This is a genomic window from Microcoleus sp. Z1_A1, from assembly GCF_036700305.1.
Taxonomy (GTDB): Bacteria; Cyanobacteriota; Cyanobacteriia; order Cyanobacteriales; family Microcoleaceae; genus Microcoleus.
Genome location: NZ_JAUBOR010000052.1, coordinates 1 through 24,526, shown reverse-complemented (window position 1 = coordinate 24,526; position 24,526 = coordinate 1). Strand labels below are relative to the sequence as shown.

Annotated in this window: 17 protein-coding genes and 1 pseudogene; 10 read left to right on the top strand and 8 right to left on the bottom strand. The window is 45.0% G+C overall.

What is annotated here, in order from left to right; all coding sequences use genetic code 11:
* From QT973_RS23550 to QT973_RS23540, 3 genes and pseudogenes are all read right to left on the bottom strand, one after another.
* Positions 1 to 1,899: a pseudouridine synthase gene (locus tag QT973_RS23550; RefSeq protein ID WP_333392297.1), complete on the bottom strand. Its 1,899-nt coding sequence runs from the start codon at positions 1,897 to 1,899 to the stop codon at positions 1 to 3.
* Between the two features lie 117 nt (positions 1,900 to 2,016).
* Complete coding sequence (locus QT973_RS23545; RefSeq protein WP_333392294.1) at positions 2,017 to 4,260, bottom strand: Ig-like domain-containing protein; 2,244 nt, start codon at positions 4,258 to 4,260, stop codon at positions 2,017 to 2,019.
* Positions 4,253 to 4,693: pseudogene (locus tag QT973_RS23540) on the bottom strand (IS630 family transposase); the annotation flags it as partial. The gene QT973_RS23545 and the pseudogene QT973_RS23540, both read right to left, overlap by 8 nt.
* Before the next feature lie 97 nt (positions 4,694 to 4,790).
* Here QT973_RS23540 and QT973_RS23535 point away from each other — a divergent pair.
* Entirely contained in the window at positions 4,791 to 5,933 is a 1,143-nt protein-coding gene (locus QT973_RS23535) for an ISAs1 family transposase (RefSeq protein ID WP_333392291.1), read from the top strand.
* Positions 5,934 to 6,105: 172 nt separating this feature from the next.
* Here the strand turns inward: QT973_RS23535 and QT973_RS23530 are convergent, their stop codons facing one another.
* The 3 genes from QT973_RS23530 to QT973_RS23520 all read right to left on the bottom strand — a co-directional run bounded on the left by QT973_RS23530 (position 6,106) and on the right by QT973_RS23520 (position 8,017).
* A complete protein-coding gene (locus QT973_RS23530) occupies positions 6,106 to 6,723 on the bottom strand; it encodes an IS630 family transposase (RefSeq protein ID WP_333392300.1) in 618 nt (205 codons plus the stop codon).
* Positions 6,724 to 6,797: 74 nt separating this feature from the next.
* Complete coding sequence (locus tag QT973_RS23525) at positions 6,798 to 7,115, bottom strand: hypothetical protein (RefSeq protein WP_333392284.1); 318 nt, start codon at positions 7,113 to 7,115, stop codon at positions 6,798 to 6,800.
* 11 nt (positions 7,116 to 7,126) lie between these two features.
* Entirely contained in the window at positions 7,127 to 8,017 is an 891-nt protein-coding gene (locus QT973_RS23520) for a hypothetical protein (RefSeq protein WP_333392281.1), read from the bottom strand.
* Between the two features lie 1,060 nt (positions 8,018 to 9,077).
* Between QT973_RS23520 and QT973_RS23515 the strand changes: the two genes are divergently transcribed.
* The gene (locus QT973_RS23515; RefSeq protein ID WP_333392274.1) at positions 9,078 to 10,760 is read left to right on the top strand and encodes a tetratricopeptide repeat protein; all 1,683 of its coding nucleotides are present in this window, start codon (positions 9,078 to 9,080) and stop codon (positions 10,758 to 10,760) included.
* A 382-nt stretch (positions 10,761 to 11,142) separates the two neighbouring features.
* Here QT973_RS23515 and QT973_RS23510 read toward each other — a convergent pair whose 3' ends face one another.
* Positions 11,143 to 13,599, bottom strand: a complete 2,457-nt coding sequence (locus tag QT973_RS23510) for an ATP-dependent helicase (protein ID WP_333261893.1) — start codon at positions 13,597 to 13,599, stop codon at positions 11,143 to 11,145.
* 166 nt (positions 13,600 to 13,765) lie between these two features.
* On the opposite strand from QT973_RS23510, the gene QT973_RS23505 reads away from it, so the two are divergent.
* Positions 13,766 to 14,773, top strand: coding sequence for a DUF4349 domain-containing protein (locus QT973_RS23505; RefSeq protein ID WP_333392265.1), 1,008 nt, complete (start codon positions 13,766 to 13,768; stop codon positions 14,771 to 14,773).
* 122 nt (positions 14,774 to 14,895) lie between these two features.
* On the opposite strand, the gene QT973_RS23500 is transcribed toward QT973_RS23505, so the two are convergent.
* Positions 14,896 to 15,990: a RuBisCO accumulation factor 1 gene (locus tag QT973_RS23500; protein ID WP_333057726.1), complete on the bottom strand. Its 1,095-nt coding sequence runs from the start codon at positions 15,988 to 15,990 to the stop codon at positions 14,896 to 14,898.
* Positions 15,991 to 16,217: 227 nt separating this feature from the next.
* Between QT973_RS23500 and QT973_RS23495 the strand changes: the two genes are divergently transcribed.
* The 7 genes from QT973_RS23495 (at position 16,218) to QT973_RS23465 (ending at position 24,355) form a co-directional block, all read left to right on the top strand.
* Positions 16,218 to 17,432 (top strand): transposase, encoded by a 1,215-nt coding sequence (locus QT973_RS23495; RefSeq protein WP_333057725.1) that lies wholly within the window; start codon positions 16,218 to 16,220, stop codon positions 17,430 to 17,432.
* An 87-nt stretch (positions 17,433 to 17,519) separates the two neighbouring features.
* On the top strand, positions 17,520 to 18,464 hold the full coding sequence (locus QT973_RS23490; RefSeq protein WP_333057724.1) for a response regulator: 945 nt from the start codon (positions 17,520 to 17,522) through the stop codon (positions 18,462 to 18,464).
* 392 nt (positions 18,465 to 18,856) lie between these two features.
* A complete protein-coding gene (gene ubiE, locus QT973_RS23485; protein WP_333249884.1) occupies positions 18,857 to 19,570 on the top strand; it encodes a bifunctional demethylmenaquinone methyltransferase/2-methoxy-6-polyprenyl-1,4-benzoquinol methylase UbiE in 714 nt (237 codons plus the stop codon).
* 118 nt (positions 19,571 to 19,688) lie between these two features.
* Positions 19,689 to 20,921, top strand: coding sequence for a DUF445 family protein (locus tag QT973_RS23480; RefSeq protein WP_333057721.1), 1,233 nt, complete (start codon positions 19,689 to 19,691; stop codon positions 20,919 to 20,921).
* Positions 20,922 to 21,089: 168 nt separating this feature from the next.
* Positions 21,090 to 21,398, top strand: coding sequence for a DUF3493 domain-containing protein (locus QT973_RS23475; protein WP_333057719.1), 309 nt, complete (start codon positions 21,090 to 21,092; stop codon positions 21,396 to 21,398).
* Positions 21,399 to 21,996: 598 nt separating this feature from the next.
* Positions 21,997 to 22,572, top strand: a complete 576-nt coding sequence (locus QT973_RS23470; protein ID WP_333057718.1) for an alpha/beta hydrolase — start codon at positions 21,997 to 21,999, stop codon at positions 22,570 to 22,572.
* Between the two features lie 574 nt (positions 22,573 to 23,146).
* Positions 23,147 to 24,355, top strand: coding sequence for a DegT/DnrJ/EryC1/StrS family aminotransferase (locus QT973_RS23465; protein ID WP_333208444.1), 1,209 nt, complete (start codon positions 23,147 to 23,149; stop codon positions 24,353 to 24,355).
* Positions 24,356 to 24,526: the final 171 nt, after the last annotated feature.

Below are 24,526 nucleotides of genomic sequence, written 5' to 3'. Positions count from 1 at the left end.
TCAAAATGGTGTTTCTGCCTGTAAGTGCAGCTTTTCTCCCAACTGCGGATGCTCAAACGAAAGTTCCCGCGCGTGCAAGTGTAGCCGCTTCGCAGCATCCCGACATCCGTAAAGTCGATCGCCCAAAATCGGTATCCCCAACCCTCGAACATCCGCTGCATGAACCCTCAATTGATGCGTGCGTCCCGTCAGCGGCAAAAACTCGACGCGATCGCAATTTCCCTCCCTCGTCATTACCTGAAAGCGAGTAACACTGGGCTTTCCGCACTCCCAATTGACTTGCTGGTAAGGGCGATTTTCTGGATCGCCCCAAAGTGGAAGATCGATCGTCCCCGCATCTATTTTTACAGTACCCGAAAGCACCGCTTCATAAACTTTGTGAACCTGCTTTTGTGCAAATTGCTGCCTGAGTTGACTGCTAGTTTCTTTGTCCCGCGCCAATAGCAAAATCCCAGATGTTTCCCAATCTAAACGATGCACAACTGTCAAATTTAAACTATCAAGTAACAAGTTACGCAAACGACTGAAAACACTATCTTGATTTTCTAAATAACGACCTGGGACTGACAGCAACCCTGAAGGTTTATTCACCGCAATTAACCATTTGTCTTCATAGATAATCGGTAGCATTTGGGTAACGGGCAAGATGCCCGTTCCACAAGAAATATTATTGCTTGTGGGGAGTAGGGGTTGGGCTTCTAGCCCGCTCGCAACGGGCAAGATGCCCGTTCCACAAGAAATATGATGATTTGTGGGGAGTAGGGGTTGGGCTTCTAGCCCGCCCGCAACGGGCAAGATGCCCGTTCCACAAGAAATATTATTGCTTGTGGGGAGTAGGGGTTGGGCTTCTAGCCCGCCCGTCAAACCCTCATTTATATTAGAAACAATCGGATTTTGAGCCAATCCTGACAGCAAAAAACCCATCAACGGCTGACACCGATCGCCACAAGCACCATAAAATTCTCCCTGTATCTTATCCTCCGATGGCGGCCCCCACCAAAACTCAGCCATTGCCAGCGGTTTCAGATTGTGTACTGCCGCGTAGTGGAGCAATTTTGGCGCGCAACAGTCGCCGGTGCCCGTCGGAATAGAATTAGTTGGCATCAATGAGGAGATCGATCGCGATTTTCCCAAAAAATTCATCAGAGTGTAAGCCGCGTGCATTTGCGTCTGAAGTTCGCGGGAAAGTTCTTTTCGCCGCTGTTTCAACGCGCGCATCCGCCGATCCGCAGCTTCAATTAATTGTTTTAGCGGCTGCAATGTTTCATCCCGCTGCCGTTTCAATTGCCTGCGTTCACTTTTCTCCAAACGGCTTTCTTTATTCAGTTGTTCCAGGGCAATCTCTAGCGTTTCTGCTGCGAGAGTTTGACACAGTAACTGGCGTTTTTCGTCTCGCTGCTGCTTGCAATTGCGATGCCGATCGCTCAAAACTTGCACTTGCAATTCAAACTCCCGAAATAAGGCTTCATACTCTTGTCGCTGCGGGAGTTGATTGAGTGCAATCAGTTCCTGTTTCATCGCCTCCAATTGAGTTAAGGTGCGGGCTTCCTCGAAAGCCACACGATCTCGTCCCGGAATCGGTGGCACCCACCCCTCAACAATGCTGCAACCGTTCAGCAGCCCGGAAAATGCTTTGAGTATCCCCTGTTCCCCCGAAGGCATCTCCACCAGCAATATGCCGTACATCTTCCCTTCGCGATCGTAGAAATCGTCAGCAGCAAGGTACTGCATCAAACCCCGGGCCAGATCCTCTGACATTCGAGTGCGCGGCAGTCTCAGCAGCTCGCCGCTTTGAGGACAACGGCCTTCGTACCAATAATTCGGGTGGGAGTCGATCGACTCCCGATCGCACTCGGTAAAGCAGTCCGTGAAATCTAAAAATAGAGGCTCTAGAGACAATTTTTAACCTTTTATTTCATGAGATTGGAGAAAAGCGTTATCAGTAAAGAATCAAGGATCTTTCAGGACAGCAAAACTTTTCTCATAGCTAGCTGTCCCCTACTTCCAAATAGACTGCTAGACGATAATAATTGTCTGACCAGCAGTCAAACTGGTGAAGTCATACGTTGTGCCACCAGCTATGAGTTTTTCAAACTCGGAAGTTATCATAAGTTGGTTACCTTGGGTGAAAGTCGCCGATGTGTCCCATATGCCAACGGTATAACTTCCTGGCGTTAATTCTAGTGTGTCATTACCGTTTCCGCCATAAAAATCACCACTACCAAAACCCTTGATATAGTCTTCGCCCTCTCCTAAAAACACACTTCCACTGCTATTCAAGCCTGACTCAAAGCCTTCATGAGCAATGATGGAGTCGTTACCATCACCAGTATTAATGTTACCGCCGTTGTTATAAATGCCATATCCGGTACCAGTACCATCAACGCCTCCGTCAACAAAGATAAAGTCATCACCATTGCCAGTATCAATGACACCCTCGTTGTAAATGCCGCCAGTGCTAGTGATTGTGTCGTTACCATCTCCTAAAAACACCCCACCCATGTTAATAAGCGTTCCTTCCCCATTATCTCCATTAAGGCGATCGTCTCCTGGTGTCCCTGTTAGTTCATCTGTCACATTACTGCCGTCCAGGTCAACGCCGACTTCAACAACAACTGAAGCCGTAGCTGTAGCAGTTCCATCGCTAATCGTATAAGTGAAACTGTCACTGCCGCTAAAGGTCGCTAAAGGAGTGTAAACTAATCGATCGTCAGCAAGGTTATCAGGCGTACCGCGATTATCCAGAACAATGTTACCTCCTTCCGCAGAAACGCTGTCAAATGCTTCTACGGTTATGACATCTCCATTAGGGTCACTGTCGTTAGCTAAAACATTTATACTAACGGCGATGTTCTGGTTCGTTGTGACGTTGTCATTTTCCGCTGTGGGAGGAGTATTCGCAGACCCGGGCGGTAAATTGATGATGTTGAGCAAGATGCTCACCAAGTCCTCATTTGTTGTGGTCTTAAGGAACTCGCCCCCAGTGGTGTCTGCTATATCCTCAAGGGCAGACGTATTAGTGCCATTAGGGCCAGTGAATATTGTAAATATTTGCACTTGTGCAGTTGTCGGATCCGTCGGATCGGGAGTGATGGGATCGTCATCGTCGGATGGCACAAATGGGAAAGGAGGATTAGCGTCGGAGTCACTTGAATAACGTCGTTGTTGTGTACTGCTCGAACCGTTATCTCCCAACGCAAGGGTAAAGGTATCGACTGAGCCGCTCGATCCCGCCACGGAGGAACGCCCTGCTACCGTGGCTCCAATACTACTAGCAAGGGCGTTCACTTGGCTAGCTAGGGCGCCGTCTTTCGCTGGTGCGTCTGTAAATAGAGCGATCCGAAGCACGCCTGCGCCAAACCTCCATTGCCCCATAGACCCGTCTAGTGCAACACGAAGCCCGTCAAAGGCTGTCTCCGGAGTGTCGCCACCACCGCCTACAGTGATGCTATTTATTGCTGCAAGTGCGGCGGCTTTTCTGGTGGCAAAGTCGTCTTGATTTGTAAACGGGAGAATAACCTGTGACGGTTCCCCACTGATACTGTCCTTAAACCCGACCACCCCAATGCGACCATCGTTCTTGCCGCCAGCGAATACTGCATCAATAAGTGAAGATGCCTGCGCTTTCACACTTCCTATTGATGAACCCATGCTGCCTGTAGTGTCGATCACAAGAGCGAAATCGGTTTGGAAGGTAAGACCACCCTTTGCAAGTTTGTATGTCTTGCCGCCGTCAAACTGCAAGAATTCGACGTTTCTCAGCGTATCTGAACCAGCGTCCTTTGCACCGCGTGCATGGCTAACTGACCAAGAACCATCTGAATTTTTCTGGATGTCGTAGTCAGTTTCCTTCCCAAAATAAACTCCAGTGTCTGTACCAGCGCCTCCGCTCAACGTATCATTGCCGCCAGCGCCGAACAAAAAGTCATTGCCGTCACCAGACAGAAGAGTGTTATCGAGTGATCCTCCGATTAGCAGGTCCCTCGACGTACCGAGTGAGGTCGAACTTAAGTAGCGCTCATCCTCAGTTTTGGCAGCATCGATCGCTGCACCATTCGTATACTCATAATTAAGTTTATGGAGTCCCTTATTGTCTGAACCAAGGTAAGAAACCTGTTCGGGGAGACCAAGTTCCTTGTAAATCTGATTTGCAAACTTAACAGTATCTCCTTTGTAATCTAAAGATGTGAAATTATCTTCTTTTCCAGTCAGCGCATGAACAAGCTCATGTAATAAACCTGTGGTTAAGTAGCTAGACAAAATTAATTACATAGTTTTCTCCAAATTCTTTCAGGATTTTTTCCACAGATGTAACAAAAGTTCCCCAACTCTTGTAAGCAGATATTTCAATCCATTCATACTTAATAAACCGCCATAAAATTTCAATTAAATTTAATTCAGGTGAGTAAGAAGGCAACTCAAAAAGAGTAATATTACGTTGTTTCCACTCTTCAAGTTTGTCAACAATAGCATCACTGGTATGAATAGAAGCTTGATCGGTGACAATCACCGTTGGCTTATCTACTGTGGGAAAAAAAGCATCAATACAGGCAATAACCACATCTGAATTAATACTTTGAGATGAAATATAAGTTTCAAGATGGTTATTTCGATTCATGATTCCTAGTACATTCATTCGCTGACTACGACGACTAGGAATTGTTAAATATTCTCCGATTTCCTGCCAGCCATACAGGGCGAACGCATCTAAACTTTATGTTAACATAATCTGGTATATTAGAGAAGAATTATTGAGTACCTACCAAACATTTAATTAGAGTTTACCCTGTATGAAACTCAAACCTAAAATCACCATCGCCGACCATTTTGCCGACTTAGAAGATCCAAGAATTGAGCGGACAAAACATCATCAATTAATTGACATTATCACCATCTCAATTTGTGCCGTGATTTGCGGTGCTGATACATGGGTGGATATTGAAAGTTACGGGCGTGCTAAATACGAATGGTTAAAGAAAATTTTAGAATTGCCGAATGGCATACCTTCACATGATACAATTGCGCGAGTATTTTCTCGGCTCAAACCGGAGCAATTTCAGAAATGTTTTTTGAGTTGGATTCAATCTATTAGTTGCTTCAATCCCGGAGAAGTAATCGCAATTGATGGCAAAACTCTTCGCCATTCTTACGATCGGGGAGGAGACAAAAAAGCGATTCATATGGTCAGTGCTTGGGCGACGAGTCAAAGATTAGTTTTAGGACAAGTTAAGGTTGATAAAAAGTCTAATGAAATCACAGCTATTCCGGCTTTAATCAAAGTATTAGAATTGAATGGAAGCATTGTCACCATTGATGCTATGGGCTGTCAAAGGTCAATTGTGAAGTCAATTGTCGAACAAGGAGGAGATTATGTAATCACCTTAAAAAAGAACCAACCATCCCTGTATGCCAGAGTAGAAGAGTTGTTTAAACAAGCAATTAGACAAGGATTTTCGGGATTTACACATACAGCTTATTCGACGAATAAAGAGAGTAACCACGGTCGCTCAGAAATTCGACATCACTTAATGTTAAGTGACATCAAAGAGCTGATTGACCCCGACAATCAATGGGAGAAATTTCAGAGTATAGGTATGATAGAATCCGTGAGAATAGTGAAGGGAAAAACAACTATTGAAACTCGTTATTACATTAGTAGTTTACCAAATGATGCTCAAAAATTTGGTAAATCAGTCCGGAGCCATTGGGGAATTGAAAATTCTTTACATTGGGTATTAGATGTGGGTTTTCGTGAAGATGAGTGTCGGATTAGAAAAGATAATGCTCCGCAAAACTTTGCTATTCTTAGACACATCTCGCTCAATCTTTTGAATCAAGAGAAAACTTCAAAAACTGGAGCAAAAAATAAGCGACTTCGAGCCGGGTGGGATGATGACTATTTGACCAAGATCCTCGCTGTTGCAGTTAACTAAATTCTCACGAATAACTCATTACTAACTATTAGACAACTGGGAAACAGTGGTTGTAATAGTTTTATTGTCTCAAAATTAGCAGAAGCGTAAAAACCACCATTAATCAGTTACTGTTTTCTTACTAAAGTCATTACAAAGCGTGTCTGTAGCTTCTAATAATGGTGAATTTATCTCAAAATATACTCACCACTGATGAACAGTGTTCAATAAGATGCGTTCCCCCTGGCCAGCCATAGGGGACACAAGGAATCAAACAAAATCCAGTTTCATCCAAGTAATATAAATCAATTTTACCTCGATCGTCCAATTGCTTTAATTCTTCTAATTGTGCCTTTTTCTCTTGATATTCCTGGGCTGGAGGCGTTCCTCCCACTCCTTTACGCATACGATGCCAACTCATATTTAGAGTTTTTAGTATTCTTTTAATTGTTTTTGTACTGGGAGTTATGCCCCAGGTTTCTTGAACTTTTTGGCTAACATTTTTTAATTGCCTTGGTTCTTGTTTAGCCCACTCTTTTATTTGAGATTTCTGCGAAGAGTTAAATAGTGGCTTAGAACCTCTTCCTGGTTTATTATAAAGTCCTATCATTCCCTCTGATTCCCACCGATTGAACCAGTTATAGAGGGTCTTATAACTTATTTGAAAAATATTCATTAACTCTCCTTTTTTTACTCCTTGCGAAGCTAATATGAGGCAATGTGATCTCTGACGTACCTGATGATGTCGGCTTTGGCGATAAATTCGCTGTAGTAATTTAGACGAAAGAGGATTTATTTCTCTGATAAACATCATATGAAATTCTAATTAACTCATAATTTTGCCTGGAATATCATTCTACTATGTATTTGTGTAATTAATTCTGTCTAACTACTTAACGTATCTGGTACGGCTTTGCCAGTCGGACTGATGTAACTTGCATTGTTCAACTCTGCAAAATCAATTTCCACTCGGCCAGTACCAACATTACCACTAGGAGTAACTCTAACAAGACCCTGAAACTGATTCGCCATGAATTTTATGTCTATTGTATTCCCCGGAGCAGCATTAATCCAGTTGTCGAACATAGCCTTAGCTGTGGACGAATTGTTGTATGCTGTCTCCAAAACTGCGAGGATCGCTGCCTCTTGCTGGGGATCATTAAAACCTGTGATCGTCGTCTTTTGAGAATAGGGCCAAGCCATTTTTTTTCTCCTTAGTGAAGGTTTTTAATTCGGTATCGATCGAGGGTGAATAGGTCTTTCAGATCGAGAACGCTTTCGTAGCGGCTCTCAGTCGTTTCTGACGCGAAAAATTGGTCAACGAGAGCCTTGGTAAGATCGGTATATCCGCTCGCTGCCAACCCAACGGCGGATCTAAGAGCGGAGTCCACCCTCCCGGAGAAAGGACTGCGTGTGCTTTGCGACGCATTGCGAAACAGCCAAAGGATTTCTGGTGGCAAGCGTTTTGAAATACTGGTTTGGCCGGCAGATACGGCTTCTGGAGACGGTACAAGCAGCACAGAGTCGGTGTAATCTTGTACAAATTGCTCGAAGATGGGCTCATCAATCGGAACCAGAGGATTGGTGGGCGAGGCGCGTATGCCCGACATCAGTGCTTGATCGAACAGAAACTGTCGTTCGTTCCATAGGAACACCGCACGCACAACGAGCCTGGGCGAACGGCTGAACGTGAGTTTTACCCAAGGACTATCCAAATGCCTGCTACCATTAGATTGCGTGCGCTCTAAGTTGAACGGTGCTACGATTGGCGCAGTCTTGACCAGCCGACGGTAAACGAAAAAAAGCTTGACTTCTGGAGAACTTTTCAAATCTCCGTGGCACTGTGCCCGATCGTCAATCTTGGCAGAGACGTGTTTGGAAATGGTAGTTACATAGTTCTTGAAAGGTGACTCCTGCAAAGTGTCAAGGGACGTGCCAGAAATCTGCCTCCCGCCCGTTTCGTCGATAATCTGAATTGAAGTTTGCACTTTTGGGCAGCTCTGCTTAGAGTACGTGCTTTTCATCGCGAGTACGTTGATTAGTAAGGAGGCAATGAATATTATGGCGATCGTCTTGTAAGATCGAATTCTTAAATTGACTGGCATAATGAAACTGTTCCCTCAACTTTATTTTCCAAATCAACGTCTAACACCAATTAATTTTGATGTTTGCCAAACCAACTCCTTTTAGCTCTTTGAAAAAAAGAAGTGTTGCAATAAAATAAATTAATTTATCGATTTATTTGTTTTTAGGCGTTGCTTAATCAGGGTATAAAAAAAATAAGTTTAACATCCAGAAGCTTTGTGGATACTGGTTTCTATGACTGGCATATTTAGCCTTTCATACCGTAAATCAGCAACGCCGTTTTTATTGCGTAATATCTAGCAACTACTAGTCATTGCCATCCTGAGCAACTCGATAAGCAAGCTCAAGGATACCTCTTATCTAATAAGATGTATAGCCGTTGTAATAAAAGTTAACACACTGCCTTCTTGGGAGCATCCCATTTTTGCTTTCATATCATGGAGGGTTGCATCAAAATAATATATTTGGATGATATAGCGAGCGAGCATCTCGCTCGCTATTACAAGTTTCCGACACTCGTAGTGGAGAGATCAAAATTTTAGACTCTGGTTCAAGCTCCTAGATTCATCTGTGGAGCCAATCGATTTTAGATTTTAGATTTTAGATTTTAGATTTAAGCATTGACCCCACGGATAAATTCGGGGGCTCCTTTATCGGATACAGGTTTTTTATTTCTGGACGGATGAATCCGGGGGCTTGTATCCTGGATGCTTTCGGTCAATCGAAAATCGAAAATCGAAAATCGACTGACCGTATTTTACAGCGGTATACGCAAAGCGGGAGCGGTGCATAATTTTATACATTACAGTTAAGTAAACATAATTTGTGGCAGCAGACCTGATATGCTAAGTTCGTCTCAAAACAGCAGCGAGTTAAGAAAAGCATAAGTTAATATATAGCTCTTCTCAGGTAGATGAGGTATGACTGATAATTGGTAATTGGAGTTGTTAGGCACTTATCTCACTTACTGCATAAGCACGATCGGAGGGCTAAAGCCCAACTACGTACCTCACTTACTTGAGAACCGCTATATAAGACCGCAAGCTTGTTATCCAACTAAATTTTTTATGTGCAAGGCGTATGCCAGACCTCTCGACTTCGGCTCCTGAAAACTCCTCAAACCCCCAGCCAGCTATGCTGCCGCCGATTTTAAGAATTTTTGCAGCATTTCCAGATTACGATCGGGGCAATAGATTGTACGCATCGGGAAGGTACGAAGCGGCAGTCCTTTGCTACGGAAAAGCGGTTCAAATTAAGCCGGACTGGGCCCGGGCGTGGCTGAATCTGGGCAAAGCTTACAAACAACTGCACTCCTACGCAGAAACCGTAGCCTGCGCCGATCGAGCTACAGCAATTAATCCCGAAGAATACTGGGCTTGGATGCTGCGCGGGACAGGGCTGTTAAGTTTGCAAAATCACTCAGAAGCGATCGCGGCTTTCGACACGGCAATTCAAATCAATTCAGAAAAGCACGAAGCTTGGTATCAGCGGGGCAGAGTTTTAGAGGAATTGCAGCAGTGGGATACAGCCGCAAGCTGTTACAAAAAAGCAACCCAACTTCATCCAAATTTGCCCGCCATGTGGTATCGGCAAGGCAACGTGTTGGTTCAAGCTGAGCGCTATCCTGAAGCCGTGGCCGCTTTCGAGCGCGCGCTGAAACTCGTCCCGACTAATTGGGAAGCTTGGCTGAACCGAGGTTTGGCTTTGATGAAAGCCGAACGCTACGCTGAAGCGGTAACTTCTTACGATCGCGCCATTCAACTGCAACCGCAAAATAGTCTGGCTTGGTTCAATCGGGGCATTGCTTCAGCAAAATTGCACAAATACGCAGAAGCGGTGACAGCTTACGATCGCGTACTGCAAATGCAGCCCAACGACTGCGAAGCTTGGTTTTATAAAGGAATGGCCCTCAAACACCAGTGGGCCGATGCGGCAATTGCTTGTTTCGATCGGGCAATTCAAATTAATTCTTTGTATCCCGAAGCATGGATCGGGCGCGGTCAAACACTGTCAGAATCGAGAGATTTTGAAGGGGCGATCGCTGCTTTTGACCAAGCCATTCAAATTAATCCGAATTTTCCCGAAGCTTGGCTGGGTAGAGGCATGGCGCTAGCAGGATTGGAACGCTACAAAGAGGCAATTATCGCTTACAGTAATGCCCTACAAATTGAAGGTAACTTTCTAGAAGCTTGGAACTTGCGAGGCGAAGCTTTGGAAAAATTGCAGCAATACGAAGAAGCGATAGCCTGTTTTGATAAAGTAATCTCTCTGACTTCAGAAGCAGAAATTACATCAAAAGTAGGGTTGCAGCAAGGCGCAGCGCTGGAAAAATTGCAGCGTTACGAAGAAGCCGTCGCAGCTTACAACCGCGTAATTAAAATCGTGCCCGACAATTTTGAAGCTTGGTTGCAACGCGGCAACTCTTTGTCAAAATTGCAGCAGTACGAACAAGCTCTAGCATCATACGATCGAGCAATTACTGTCTGGCCGGACAACTATCAAGGCTGGGTGCAGCGAGGTCTGATCCTAGGGGAAATGCAGAAGTATTCCCAAGCACTCGTCGCTTTTGACCAAGTGATTCAACTCAAGCCAGACAACTGGGAAGCTTGGGCGCAGCGGGGCGACGTTTTGCAAAAATTGCAGCGAACTCAAGATGCCATTAGCTCTTACGGAGTCGCCCTCGAAATCAAACCCGATTACTACGAAGCTCTAGTTAGTCGAGAAGAATTGAGACTCAAGGGCACGATGTCAGGAAAGTGGTGAGGAATGAGAATTAAATAACTTACAATGCGTGATGGTTATTGTGGGATGGGCGTCCCGCCCGCCCTTTCTGGACGGGCGGGACGCCCATCCCACAATAACAATTAAAATTGTAAGTTATTTAATTGGCGATCCTTAATATCATGTCCGATAGATTGACCATAATATCCGGGCAGGGCGGGTTTTTGAGATTGTTAATTATTGGCAGATATTGTTGGTGAACCCGCCCCTACCTGATACCATTTCTCTAAAATCGTGCAACACTCTTCGACCCCCCCTAGCCCCCCCGCTGCATTGCGGGGGGAACAAGAATACTGTTGCATTCTTTTTTAAAATTGGTATGATTTGGCGTAATCGACCGGACATGATATAATTCTTACTTCTTTTATATAGCATTACTCGGAAATCTCTGCTTCAAGACAGGCATTACCGGACAAGGTTTTTGCTCCTGTAAATTCTCTGGTTTGTTCCACGTAAAAGGCCCTTTTTTCTCCGCCGCCATCCACAACAAACTTTTTGCTCGCGTCATCGCCACATACAGCAGTCGAAACTCTTCTGCTGTTTTCAAATAACCTGCTTGTTCCCACGCTTCGCCTAGATTTGGTAAAGGATATTTTCCGTGCAAACTTGCTCGAATTTGTGCTCTCGCTACCTCTGCTAAAGTGAAATCTCCTAAAAATCGGGTTTGCGGCAAAACCCGCAAATTTCCGGGGATGGTTTGTTCGTGCAGAAACGGCAAAAATACGCAATCCCAATCCAATCCTTTAGCTTTGTGCATGGTAATAATTGTTAGTTGACCTTTGCTGGTATAACGTTCTTCTATTTTGTCGTCTGCATCCACAGGTTCAAATCTTTCGGAACTGACAATTTCGCTAAGTACGCCCAAAATATTCCGCATTGAATTGTTGCCGGCTGTTTGGATTGCTACTCGTTCTGCTAATTTGTCGGCGGTGGCTAATTCTGTTTGGTCGTATTGCAGCGCTAAGGCTAAGAAGGAAATGATTTGGTAGGGCGGCAGTTCTAAGCTAGCTTGCAGCAAACCGCAGCAAAAATAGCGGCATTTGCGAACGGGATCTGACTGCTGGGGGTCTAGGGGGCCTGGGTAAAGGAATTGTTCGGGGCTGGTAGCAAAAGCATTGTAGTCTTGTTTGGGGATGAGTTGTCGATCGCTCAAAATCTTTAAGGCTGCTTTCAGGTAGTCTGGAGAGTGCGGGCGATCGAGAAATTGCAGCAGTGTTAAGATTTCCCAAGGTACTTGAGAATGTCTGTCGCGTTCTCCCACATCCTCAATTTTAATCCCGTATTTCCGCAAATCAAAGCTTAATCCGTGTTTTTGAGGATTTTCCAGCACTTCTTTGATAAACTTACCTTGTTTGTTTTCCCGCACCAAAATAGCCATCGATTTCAGATTTTCTAACGGCAATTTTGCACTATTTTCTCCATCGGTAGCTTCTTCGCCTGAATCGATAGCTTTTTCAGTTTTTGTAAATTCAAAATCGGCTGGTAAAAATTCCTCAACTAACTCAATTACCCGCTTGCCAATTAACTCAACTGTATGGTAAATATCGCGGGGAGTATGCAATTCTAAGCCTCGACCAATCGGAGCCGGATTTGCATTTTGCTGCGGGTCATCGCTGGGTACTGGCTTAATAGTTTGGTCGCGAAAAGGCTTTTCATTTTTCGCTAATTCCGAACCATTTACCCATTGCAACATAAAGTTAGCGGCCTCGATAATTACTTGGGTGCTGCGACCGGCACCGTCCATTGTCGCTAACTTATTCTCTACTTCGCACTCATCACAAAATTGGTTAAAATAAATCGGATCGGCGGGAGTGAAAGTAGAATTAATCGCTTGATTTGGGTCGCCAACTCTGATAAAATTGGGAGGTGATTTAGCAGGCTCTGGATCGCTCGCCAATGTTTTCAAAAGCCGAGTTTGCAAAGGTGTAGAATCTTGGGCTTCGTCCTCAAAAACGGCAAATACTTGCTTTTGCTCGATCGCCCTCGCCTTCGGATTTTCCAACACCCGCAAAGCTGCTAAAATCATCTCGTCATAATCGATGAATTCCCGACTCCTCAACAAAGCCTGATATTTTTGATATAAACCCCCAGCTACTGCTAAAATTTCATAACCATCCCCAGTATCAAGAGCGCTCATTTCTAACAACTGTTCGGGAAACAAACCAGAAGATTTTGCCTCGTGAATCACAGTTTTAGCTACCTGCGGCAAAATTTCCGTCCGCAAAACCGATTGTCGCCGCAGCCTCTCCGTTTCCTCTCCGTCGAATTGCTGTCCTTCCAACAAAACTTGATATCTGCGGGGATTTTCCGCAATCCAAAGTTCTACACAGGTGCGAATTAATCGGTGACTTTGAGTGGGAGTAACTAAGGTTGAATTTTCTAAATTTAAACCCGACAAATCAGGATGGCGCATCGCAATATTCAAAGCTAAACCGTGCAAAGTGTGCACAGCAAAACCGCCTTGAGATAAAGACAATTCTGTCAATCTTTCCCGAATTTTAGCTTTAATATTAGCAGCAGCCGATCGCGTAAATGTGACGACAATTAACTGGCGGCGGCTGTGAAGCCCGTTGCGGGCGATCGCAATTGCCGACGCAGCAGCCATTCCCGTAGACTTCCCGGCCCCCGGAACCGCCGAAACAGCAAGGGGACCGCCTTGCCAATCCGCCATGTCTTGCTGCCCCGCACGCAAGCTTTCGCGAATTTTAAGGCAAGCTTGTTCTCGCAAAACTGCCGCAGAGTCTAACCCAGAGGAAATGTTGCCAGGGCGATCGATATTGGTTGTCGATCGCATAAAATCAGAATCAAATTCATCAGTCATTATTACATCCGCGTTTATCTGCGTTCATCTGCGGTTAAAAATAAAAAAATCTGCAACCTCTACCGTTTCCATTTCGGTATCGGCTAAACTAACGCTATCTATTCGAGCTTAAATTAAAACCAGCATAAAATTCAATACCCAAGCCTTTTTTAGAGGAGTCACCCAAATGAAAACTCACCTCAAAATCAATTCCCCGCCCCACAAGCCAAACCCAAACCCAGCCAACAACAGCACAACTCGTTTTGCTGTTGCGGTATTCTTAACTTTATCTTCCACAATTGCTTTGCCTAGCTGCGGAGGAGCTCAAACGTCCAGCAGCGCTCCAGGCGGCGCAGGTTCATCCAGCATCCGTGAAAACCAAGTGGCCGAATCGGCTCCACAATCGGCACCAGCACCCGATCCAGCAGCCCAAAGGTCAAAAACTTCTGGTGCATCAAAAAAAGCAGCAGAAACTCCCGCAACCCGTCCCCAACTGATTAAAAAAGCCCAACTCAGTGTAGTTGTTAAATCTATTGACGCCAGCACTAAATCTGTTACTAATATTGTCGAAAAACAGCAAGGCGATATCTTGGGTTTCCAAAATCAGAAGCCGCCGGATTCGAGTGTCCGCCAAACCGCGTCTGTGGAGATTCGGGTGCCTCAAGAACGTTTAGAAACTACTTTAAATGCTTTGGCAAAACTCGGAACTGTAGAGAACCGTTCTCTGACGGCTGAGGATGTTACCACTCAATTAGTTGACAGCGAGGCTAGACTGCGGAATCTCCGCAAATCCGAGGAAATGGTGTTAAAAATTATGGAGCGATCGGGTTCTGTTGGCGATGTACTCAAAGCTTCTCAAGAGTTGAGCAACATTCGGGAGTCGATCGAACGCATTGACGCTCAGTTAAAAAGTTTGCGAAATCAAGTAGCCTATTCAACTATTAGCTTAACTCTAGAAGCAGCAGTATCGGCTCAACAAACTCAGGAACCTTCTCTAGGTTTGCGGGCGCAGGAAACTTGGGGGAAAGCGACTCATTCTGTGGGTGAATTGACGCTCGGTTTGTTTGCTTTGGGTATTTGGCTGTTGGCTTACAGTCCTTATTTGCTGTTAATTGGGGCTGCGGTTTACGGCTTTAATCGATTTAAGAAACAGCATTCTGTTCCGCAAATTCAAGAACCGAAACCGCCTCAGTAGTGATTAGTCATTAGTCATTAGTCATTCGACCCACATAAAATTTATGTATTGGGGAACGGCCGAAGAAACCGTTCTTAAAGCCAACGACAACAGTCAACAGTCAACAGTCAACAGTCAACTGACTAATCATCAATTTGCCATCCATCTTTGGTATAGTCTTCATCCACAATCTTTTTGGGACGCATCACCAGAACAACTCGCCCCAAAATAGGAATATCCGGGGATTGTTCAAACCAGTACAATTCTAAATTGCCAGCGTTATCTGCGAGGAAATAACTGTCAGCATCCCACTGTCTTTGAGCTCGATCGGCAATAATCAAAACTTCTTCAACTTTGCCTTGCAGCGGTACCGGCAATTTATCGCTCATTCCCAAAACCGCCACCGGATCTTCAGCGTTCAAAATTACCTGCCATCCGGGAATCGCCACCCAAGCTCCTGCTCCAGAAAATTTTACCATTCGGAACGGCTCGATTTCCTCCGGCAAAGGCACTGCCAGCAAATCTGTCGTAGAAAGCGGCAATTTGCCGACAACCGGGACAACGCGCGGCAATTGTTCTTCGGTATCCAGCCGGTAGACGGGCAAGCGGGGCGCTTCCCGTCTCGCAACTACGGTAAAATCGACGAGCAACTGCTCGATTTGCGCCCTAGCGGTTTGGCTGCTAGCTAATTTTAAACCGCGAGCAATTAAGCGCGATCGCTCTTGCAAATCGCTTTTCTGTCTCGCCAATTGCCAGCATTGGTAAGCCATAGCATCGCCGGGAGTGTCTGTGAACCCTTGGGGGAGACTCCCGAAGTGCGAAAACTCCTTGATCGCTTTAGCAACTTGGCGAGCATCGTCAACATCCAAGTTGTGGGTTAGCATCAAAGCAGCCGCCCCGGCACGCTCTACTTGAGAGAGAATCCGAAACTCGTATAAGATATCGCTACCTTTGCCCAAAAAGTGCGATCGAACTTCCTCTGAAGCCCCAGCATTGACCATGCTGGTGTAAACTTGGGCTGCGACGCTTACTTGATTTTGCTGAATTGGCTCAAAACCAGTTTCTTCAAAAATCCTTTGAGAGTTGTAGCCAGCTTTTAGCAGTGCTGTGCAGGCCTGTCCCCACTCTACCCAAGTGCCTTCTTTGCGGCGGAGCGATCGAATTAACTTTTCAGCATCCACAGCATTTGTGGAGGATGCAGATGCAGGAGGGGAGGAATCTTGCGGTGTATCAGTCATAATTGAATCAAAAACTCAGGCTAAGTTATGTGTAATTGGATACCGGCAAGGCTCGTGTCGCGGCAGAGCGATAGATTAATAGTAAGTGAGTTATGAGACTATTGTTACCGGAAAACGAGAGGAAAGCCCCCGACTTCAGGCGTGGGGATGAACTCGGCAGCGGAGGCGGCTACCTACAGTCTTAGAAAAATCCTGGTTGATTTCTAAAAGCATGATATGATTATATCATGCTAACAGTAACTCACGAGTACAAACTACGTCCAACCAAATCTCAAGTTCAAATATTTGAGATTTGGTTGTCTGTTTGTCGTCAGGTTTATAACTATGCCTTGCGAGAACGGAAAGATTGGGTGAATTCTCGTAAGTCTTCTGTTAATGCTTGTTCGATAGTTGGTGAGTATATTATCTCACCGGATACTCCTAGACCAACCTATGCTAGTCAGTGCAAAGGTTTGGCAGAAGCTAAGAAGCATTGTCCCGAATTAAAGACCCCTCATTCGCAAGTATTGCAGCAAACTTTAAAGGTTTTAGAGTCGGCATTTGTGGCAATGTGGGATAGAGGGCATGGGTTTCCTCGCTTCAAAAAACGGATGCGATCGTTTGTTTTCCCGGCTGTTAAGGATGCAGCAGTGGAGAATGGAAAGGTTAATCTGCCTAAGATTGGGTGGGTAAGGATGAAAATGTCTAGACCCACACCAGAGGGTTTTATACTCAAGCAAATTAGAGTAGTTAAAAGGGCATCAGGATATTTTGTCATGCTGACCTACCAGTTAGCAGTCAACCTGCCCGCTCGCCCACCGTCAGGACATCCATTAGGGGTAGATATTGGGCTTGACAAATACCTCGCAACTTCAGATGGAGAATTAGTCAACAGACCGAGATTTTTTCAGGCACTTCACCGCGAGTTGAAATCACTGCAGCGAAGATTAAAGCATCAAAGAAAAGGGTCTAAGAATTGGCTTGCTCTCCAGAAAAAGATTGCTAGAATTCATCAAAAAATCAGTGATACCAGAAAGGATTGGCACTATAAATTAGCTCATAGGTTATGTGACCAAGCAGGAATGATATTCATTGAGGATATCAATTTTAAGGCTTGGGCAAAGGGGATGTTCGGTAAACATAGTCTCGATGCAGCCTATGGTCAATTCTTCTCGATTCTGTCTCATGTGTGTTGGAAGCGCGGGGTGTATTTTGCTCGTGTTGATAAAAACTATACGAGTCAAATTTGCCCCCAATGTGGAACCCATACTGGTAAGAAAACCTTGGATGTCAGAATCCATAGTTGTCATTCGTGCGGGTACACCACTCATCGCGATACAGCAGCAGCACAAGTAATTAGAGACAGAGGTATTCTTGCGGTCGGGCAGCCCGTGAGTAAAACTGCTTCTGGAGGCGTTCTATCGGGGATCGATAGTAATATCGGTCTAGAGTCGAGCCTTTGAGAGAAGAATCCCCCGCATTCTATGCGTGGGGAGTGTCAAAGAATAGTTGCTCGCCTAAATGTACAAAGGGGAGTTTATCGTATTGTTATGGATAATGCCATTTCAGAGCTAGATCAAATTAAACGCCAGCTCATGACCCTACACAGACCGAAAAAGCCCAAAATGCTGGTAGTAGACGACGAACCAGACAATCTGGATTTACTCTACCGCACTTTCCGACGAGATTTTAACGTTCTCAAAGCTGAGAGCGGAATTCGCGCCTTGGAAGTCCTCGGCATCGAAGGCGAGGTCGCCGTAATCATTTCCGACCAGCGGATGCCCGAAATGAAGGGAACGGAGTTTTTGAGCAAAACCGTGCCCCAGTTTCCGAATACGGTCAGAATTATCTTGACTGGTTTTACGGACATTGAAGACTTGGTGGATGCGATTAACTCAGGACAGGTTTATAAGTATATCACCAAGCCTTGGGACCCGAACGAACTGAAAATGGTGGTGCAAAAGGCAGCCGAGACTTATGAAATTCTCAAGCAGCGGACTGAGGAATTGGATCGCGCTCAAAATCAAATACAACTGTTAGCAACAATCATGCAAACGGCTGTGGATTATCCGAGTTTGGAAGCAAGTTTAGATCCAATTGCTACTGCTATAAGTGATAATTTTTTGGCGGACTTTTGCATTTTGCAACTGGTGGAAGGAAATGTTTTAATCCCAGTCCAAGGCTGTCACACCACGGGTTCAACTGTGGAAAATTGGCTGGCGGATGACCCTCTGGTTCGAGAAGCAATTACCTCTCAAACTATTCAGGGTGTTGTGAATATTGGACTCGACACCAACCTAGCGAGTCTGCCGCACTATCAGAAATCCGGCATTCAAGCTCACCTGAGCATCCCGGTTAGTCACAAAGGTCGATCGATCGCCCTAATTTCCATGCAGTGGAAACAACCTTGTTCCCTGCGCCCCGACGAACTCACAACCGTTCACCTCGCCGCTCAAGAAGTTGCTTTGGTATTGACGAGTTTTCAGGGTCATTAGTCATCAGTCAATCGATTTTAGATTTTAGATTTTAGATTTTAGATTTTAGATTTACTTGCAGCGCAGTGAATCTTGGAGCTTGAACAAAAGTCTAAAATTTTTGAATTTCCACGACGATTGTCGGGAGCTTGTACCTGTTTTTGGGCGGGATCGTCAGTCATTAGTTGTCAGTCATTAGTTATTAGTCGGCTCTCTGTCTTGAGTTTAAAATAAGAGCCAACGAAGGATTCAAGACAAAATCTCGCGGATAGCTAACAAATAAAAAAGCATTAATGACTGGCGACAGCATGACATGAATGCACGAATTAATTATTTTTTCCTGCTGATAAATCACCAATGACCAATGATTAATGGCTAATGACTAATGACCAATGACTAACAACTAATAACTAATGACTAATAACGCAGAACAAATTAAAACTATATTTAATCGAATTGCACCTGTTTACAACCAATTGAACGACTGGTTGAGCTTTGGGCAACACCGGATTTGGAAGCAAATGGCGGTGAAATGGAGCAGTGCGGGCCCCGGAAATACTTGTTTAGACTTGTGCTGCGGTAGCGGGGATCTAGCTTTGTTGCTGGCCAAACAAGCAGGGCCGACTGGTTGCGTATTTGGAGTAGATTTTTCCGCCGAACAATTGGCCGTGGCTGCTAGGCGAGATCGACCTTTTCTCACCCCTGCTAGTCCCATTTCCTGGGTAGAAGCTGACGCCCTAGACTTGCCTTTTGCTGACAATTACTTCGACTGCGCCACAATGGGTTACGGGCTGCGTAACGTGACTGACATCCCCCGCAGTCTTCAGGAATTGCACCGCGTGCTCAAACCCGGTGCCAAAGCAGCTATTCTCGACCTCCACCGCCCCAGCAATTCCCTAATGCGGAGCTTTCAGCAGTTTTATCTAGACACTCTTGTAGTGCCCATTGCTCAGCAATTTGGCATGACTCAAGAATATGCCTACATTAATCCTAGTTTAGAAAAATTCCCGATCGGCCAGCAACAAGTCGCGATCGCCAACAAAGCCGGATTTGCCGCCGCCACCCACTACCCCATTGCTGGAGCTATGATGGGAGTATTGGTATTAGTCAAAGCAATTGAAAATTAAAAGTGGTTGCAGTTTCGGTCGATCGAATACCCCAGATCAAAATTTTAGACCAAGGTTCAACCCCCCAGATTCATCTGTGGAGTAAATCTAAAATCTAAAATCTAAAATCTAAAATCTTATGAATCCGTCTGACATTTGGCTGTTGTTGGCCCCACCTGTAGTGGGAGGAATTATTGGCTATTTCACTAACGATATAGCTATCAAAATGCTGTTCCGTCCCTATCGAGCTATTTACATCAAAGGGCGGAAGTTGCCTTTCACTCCAGGCTTGATCCCCCGCAACCAAGAGCGTTTAGCAAAGCGAATTTCCGACACAATTATGGGTTCGCTGCTGACGCCACAGGAACTGCAAAACTTGGCGCGCCGCCTCCTGCAAACCGAGCGGATGCAGTCGGTGATTCTCTGGTTGTTACAGTTGGCGCTCGATCAGGTAAAAGCAGACGCAGAGCAAAAAACGGCTAAAATTCTCGCTAACATTCTGCGAGATTTGCTGGGGGAATCTGTGCCGCGAATTCTCAAAGTTTTGGCGCGCCGGGAAGATTTTTTAGAAGCTCAGCTTAATCAAATTTTTGACCAAGTTTTGCTGGAGATTCAGCTAACGGAAGCTCAGGCTGCTCAGCTTGCTGAGTGGTTGTTGCAGGTAGTAATACCACCGGAAGTGCTGCGGCAGGCTTTAATTGACTTTTTGACGGATCGCAATATTTCGATCATCGATGAAGGGTTTCGAGAAAAAACCAGCGGCACTTATTGGGTAGTAGCAAATTTGTTTGGTTTGCGGAACACTTTAACTCGGCTGCGGACTTTTTGTCTGGATGACAGAGAAGCGACAAATCAGCGCTTAGCAGAGTTAACTATTTCTTTGGGAATTCGCGGGCGAATTCAGGAATGGCTGCAAAATTTGTCGATGCAAAATTTACCGGTTTCGACTGTGAGACAGTTGCGAAAAACTATGCGCGACAGTGTTCGCAGCTATGTTCAGCAGCGGGGTACAGATGTACTTGAGGGGTTGAGTAAATCTATTGACTGGGAAAATATTTCGCGGTTGATTCTCAATCGCTTGCAAACTTCAGCGGTGATGAGCGCTTCCCTGGGAATTGTCAGCAAAGAACTGGCTTTGGTTTTAGAGCGCTATCTAGAGCGGGATTTAGAAAATATTGTAGCTCAGGCTATCCCAATTTTGAATATTGACCAGGTGATTGTCGATCGAGTCAAAGGTACTTCTCCTGAAGAGTTGGAGTTAGCAATTCAGGGAATTGTCAAAAGCGAGTTGCAGGGAATTGTAAATTTAGGAGGCATTTTGGGTGTTTTTATTGGCTGTTTGCAAACAGTTGTGCTTTTGCTTCAGCGGTGATTTGTTTCGGCAGTTGTGAGATATTTGTTGTAGTCTAATATTCGCTTGACTTGCGCCCACATGACCAAAAACCTGGTTTTGCGACCGTATTGGCGACCTCAGCCAGAGGATTTCTGGTAGAAACCGGGTTTTTGTGGCCCAATCCTAATTTACTTATTTTCTAAATCTATGCCAGCTCCAAATTCGGACGATCGCACAAACATCCCAAAAAACCCGCGCAACCTCAGCCGCCAACAATACGAGCGTTTAACCGCAGAAATGGCCACTCCCTACCGGCCTCTGCGACAGTTTGTCTATGTAGCTTGTGGCGCTTCGGGCTTTATCGGCGGCTTGGTTTTCCTCGCTAAAATTGCCTCTGGCCGCGAAATTGGCTCTGCTTTGCCCAATTTTGCCCTCCAAGTCGGAGTGGTGGCCCTGATGGTGTTCCTGTTTCGCTGGGAGCAGCGGGCCGAGGGCCGCTCCCCGAAGTCCAAGTAACAAAAATGTACAAATCGAGACAAAAATTTATCTTAGGCAAGAAAAAGTTATAAATATAAAGAAATTATTATGAAATCGTGGTTTTCCAGCGATCCCTGTAATTATAAGAATGTGGGTTCAATTGGGGTCAGCAAATTTAAAGGCCCTAATCATAAACCGCTTGTAACTCGTTCAATTGGGGTCAGCTTTCATAAAGACCCTAAATATATAAAATAAATTTAAGCCCAGCGCCAGCCTTCACTGATAGAAGAGCTGGCGTTAGGCATTTTGCTAGGATCGAGAGATAGAGCGAGAGAATCAGTAGGGTTTGCATCCCCCACACAGAGGCCCGTAGCAGCGTCCTGAACAGAGTTTTTTGCCTAGCATCCGGTATCGGTAATACCAGTTCCCAAAAATCATGCAACTCTAGGCCCATACTCGAAACCACGACGATCAGTCATTCGCAGTTCTAAAATCTAAAATCTAAAATCTAAAATCTAAAATGGTATAAGTGTTGGGGCGATCGAATAATGTGGCATTTCCCGAATACCTGAGCCTGTACAGTAACTAATAAGATGTGTCAAAGTCGAAGTAGAAAAAGATGTTGGGAGATTTGAGTATGGGTCGAGCATTTTTCAAAAAGCGGTGGACGTTATTTTTAGCAGCAGGCGCGGGAATTGTATTTTACAGTAATGCTGCTGTGGCTGCCGAAAAGGTAGTGCTCAAATACAGTGCGATCCGAATGACTTTACCAGTCAGCGAATTAGAAATTTTTGTAGAAACTGGAAAAATGTCGCCCGGCTTAGAAATGCTGCTGGGAAAAGCAAAAAAAGACCCGGAATCCGTTCGCAACAGTCTGACGAGACCGGTGAAAGTCAGTCAAAGCTTTTTGGATCGGACGCTTAACAGCAAGGTTGGGGAAATAATCCTCGATGAAGTGGGTGAGGTAATTCGCACTCCTTCTGGGAATGCAAATCGAGAAGCTTTGAGATCTGCCTTGGTGCTGTCTGCAACTAATGATAACGAGATTACACTGCTGGAAGCGATGAAAAATTATCCTACTCCAGAAGTTTATGTTGAGGGCGATCGTTTAGTTGAAGCTTACGGCAAACTTGTAGCTTTGTCAGAACAATTGGGCGGCGTGTCAGAACGGCTGCAAGACGTTTTGAACAAGATTCGTCTGCCTAGATTGTAGTGGATTTGGTCGAGGACGGTTGATTGCTTTGATCGATCGCAGAATGTTGCTGAACCTGCATCAATAACAGGAAAGTTACATTTTTTTTGTGCAAAATTTGCCTACTTTTTACACCACTACAAAAAAATCTAACTCCAGGCAAGCTCCAAACCAGACGGGAATCAGTCATTCTTAATTCTCAAATCAAAAATCAAAAATTAGATAACTTCGCTGTCTAATCTAGATCGGGATAGATGTTCGACAGTTTACGAAAAGTTAAGCGAGAAGTACCCGTGTTTTTTTTGAATAAAGTATTTAAAACACAAAATGCAGGCGAGAGCTTGTGTATCGCTCATAAACTGAAATACGATCTACTGGACATTGCAGATTCTCTATCTTAAAATAGATGAATTCTGTCATACTCAGGCGCTTGCGGAAAAACGGCTGGTCATTACTAAGCTTGTTATACAAAAGATGCCATTACACAAGGTATTAGCAAACAAGATGGAGCTAGAAAAATAAATAAGAAACGCTGATACCGCCTTCATTAACACTTCCATTTGATTAACTTTACTTACTGGGTAAGACTAGCAACATGAACAACACTCCTATTCGTTCAAAAGACCGTTTTTTGGTTTTCGGCGCCCCGGCGATCGAAGATGCCGAAATTCAAGAAGTGGTGTCAACCATGAAAACAGGTTGGCTGGGTACAGGCCCTAAAGTTATGAGTTTTGAAAATGACTTCAAAGCTTACAAGGGTTCCCAGTACGCGATTTCAGTCAATTCCTGTACGGCGGCACTGCACTTGAGCATCCTCGCTGCTTCGTTAGAACCGGGGGATGAAGTTATTACTACTCCGATGACTTTTTGCGCTACAGTTAATGCGATCATCCACGCAGGGGCAACGCCGGTACTGGCGGATGTAGATCCGGTGACAATGAATATTGACCCGGCTCAAGTCGAAGCTAAAATAACTTCAAAAACTAAAGCAATTTTGCCAGTTCACTTCGCAGGTCGTCCCTGCGATATGGATGCGCTTTGCGAGATTGCTAGCCGTCACAACTTGAAGTTAATTGAAGATTGTGCTCACGCGATCGAAACAGAGTACAAGGGGCGGAAAGCAGGCACATTTGGCGACTTCGGATGCTTCAGCTTTTATGTCACCAAAAACATTACGACAGGCGAAGGAGGAATGATTATCGTCAGCAGTCAAGAATACGCCGACAGGCTCAAAATTTTAGCGCTGCACGGTATGAGCAAAGATGCTTGGAAGCGCTTCGGAGACTCGGGTTACAAGCACTACCAAGTGGTGGAGGTCGGTTTTAAATACAATATGATGGATCTGCAAGCTGCGATCGGCATTCATCAAATGAAACGAGTTGCTCCTTATTGGCAGCGGCGGGAGCAGATTTGGCAGCGCTACAACGAAGCATTTGCGGATTTGCCGATTACTTTGCCAGCGAAGCCCGAACCGGATACCATTCATGCTTATCACCTGTACACCATTCTGGTAGATGAAGCCAAAACAGGAATCAGCCGCGACGAGTTTCTCAACGCTATGAATGCTGAAAATATCGGTGTCGGCGTACATTACATGAGTATGCCAGAACATCCTATCTATCAAGAAATGTTTGGATGGCAGCCGGAAGACTATCCCAATGCTAGCTACATCGGACTGCATACAATTAGCTTGCCGATTTCGGCAAAATTAACAGATGCAGATGTGGAAGATGTAATTGCTGCTGTTAAAAAATGTTTGGCGATCGGCAAAACTAAAAATCGAGCTTTGGCAACAGCAGGCTAAAGTCCTGAAATAGCTTGTCATTAAAACATCCTAGCTGTTTTTTAAGAAAAGCAGCTAGGATGTTTTTTTCGATATTTTTTCTCCACAACGCCCTTTACCAAGAAATTGGGTCTAAAGCCCCGTCATAAGCTTGACGGCTTTAATTAATTATCAACTTTTGTTAATTGTTTT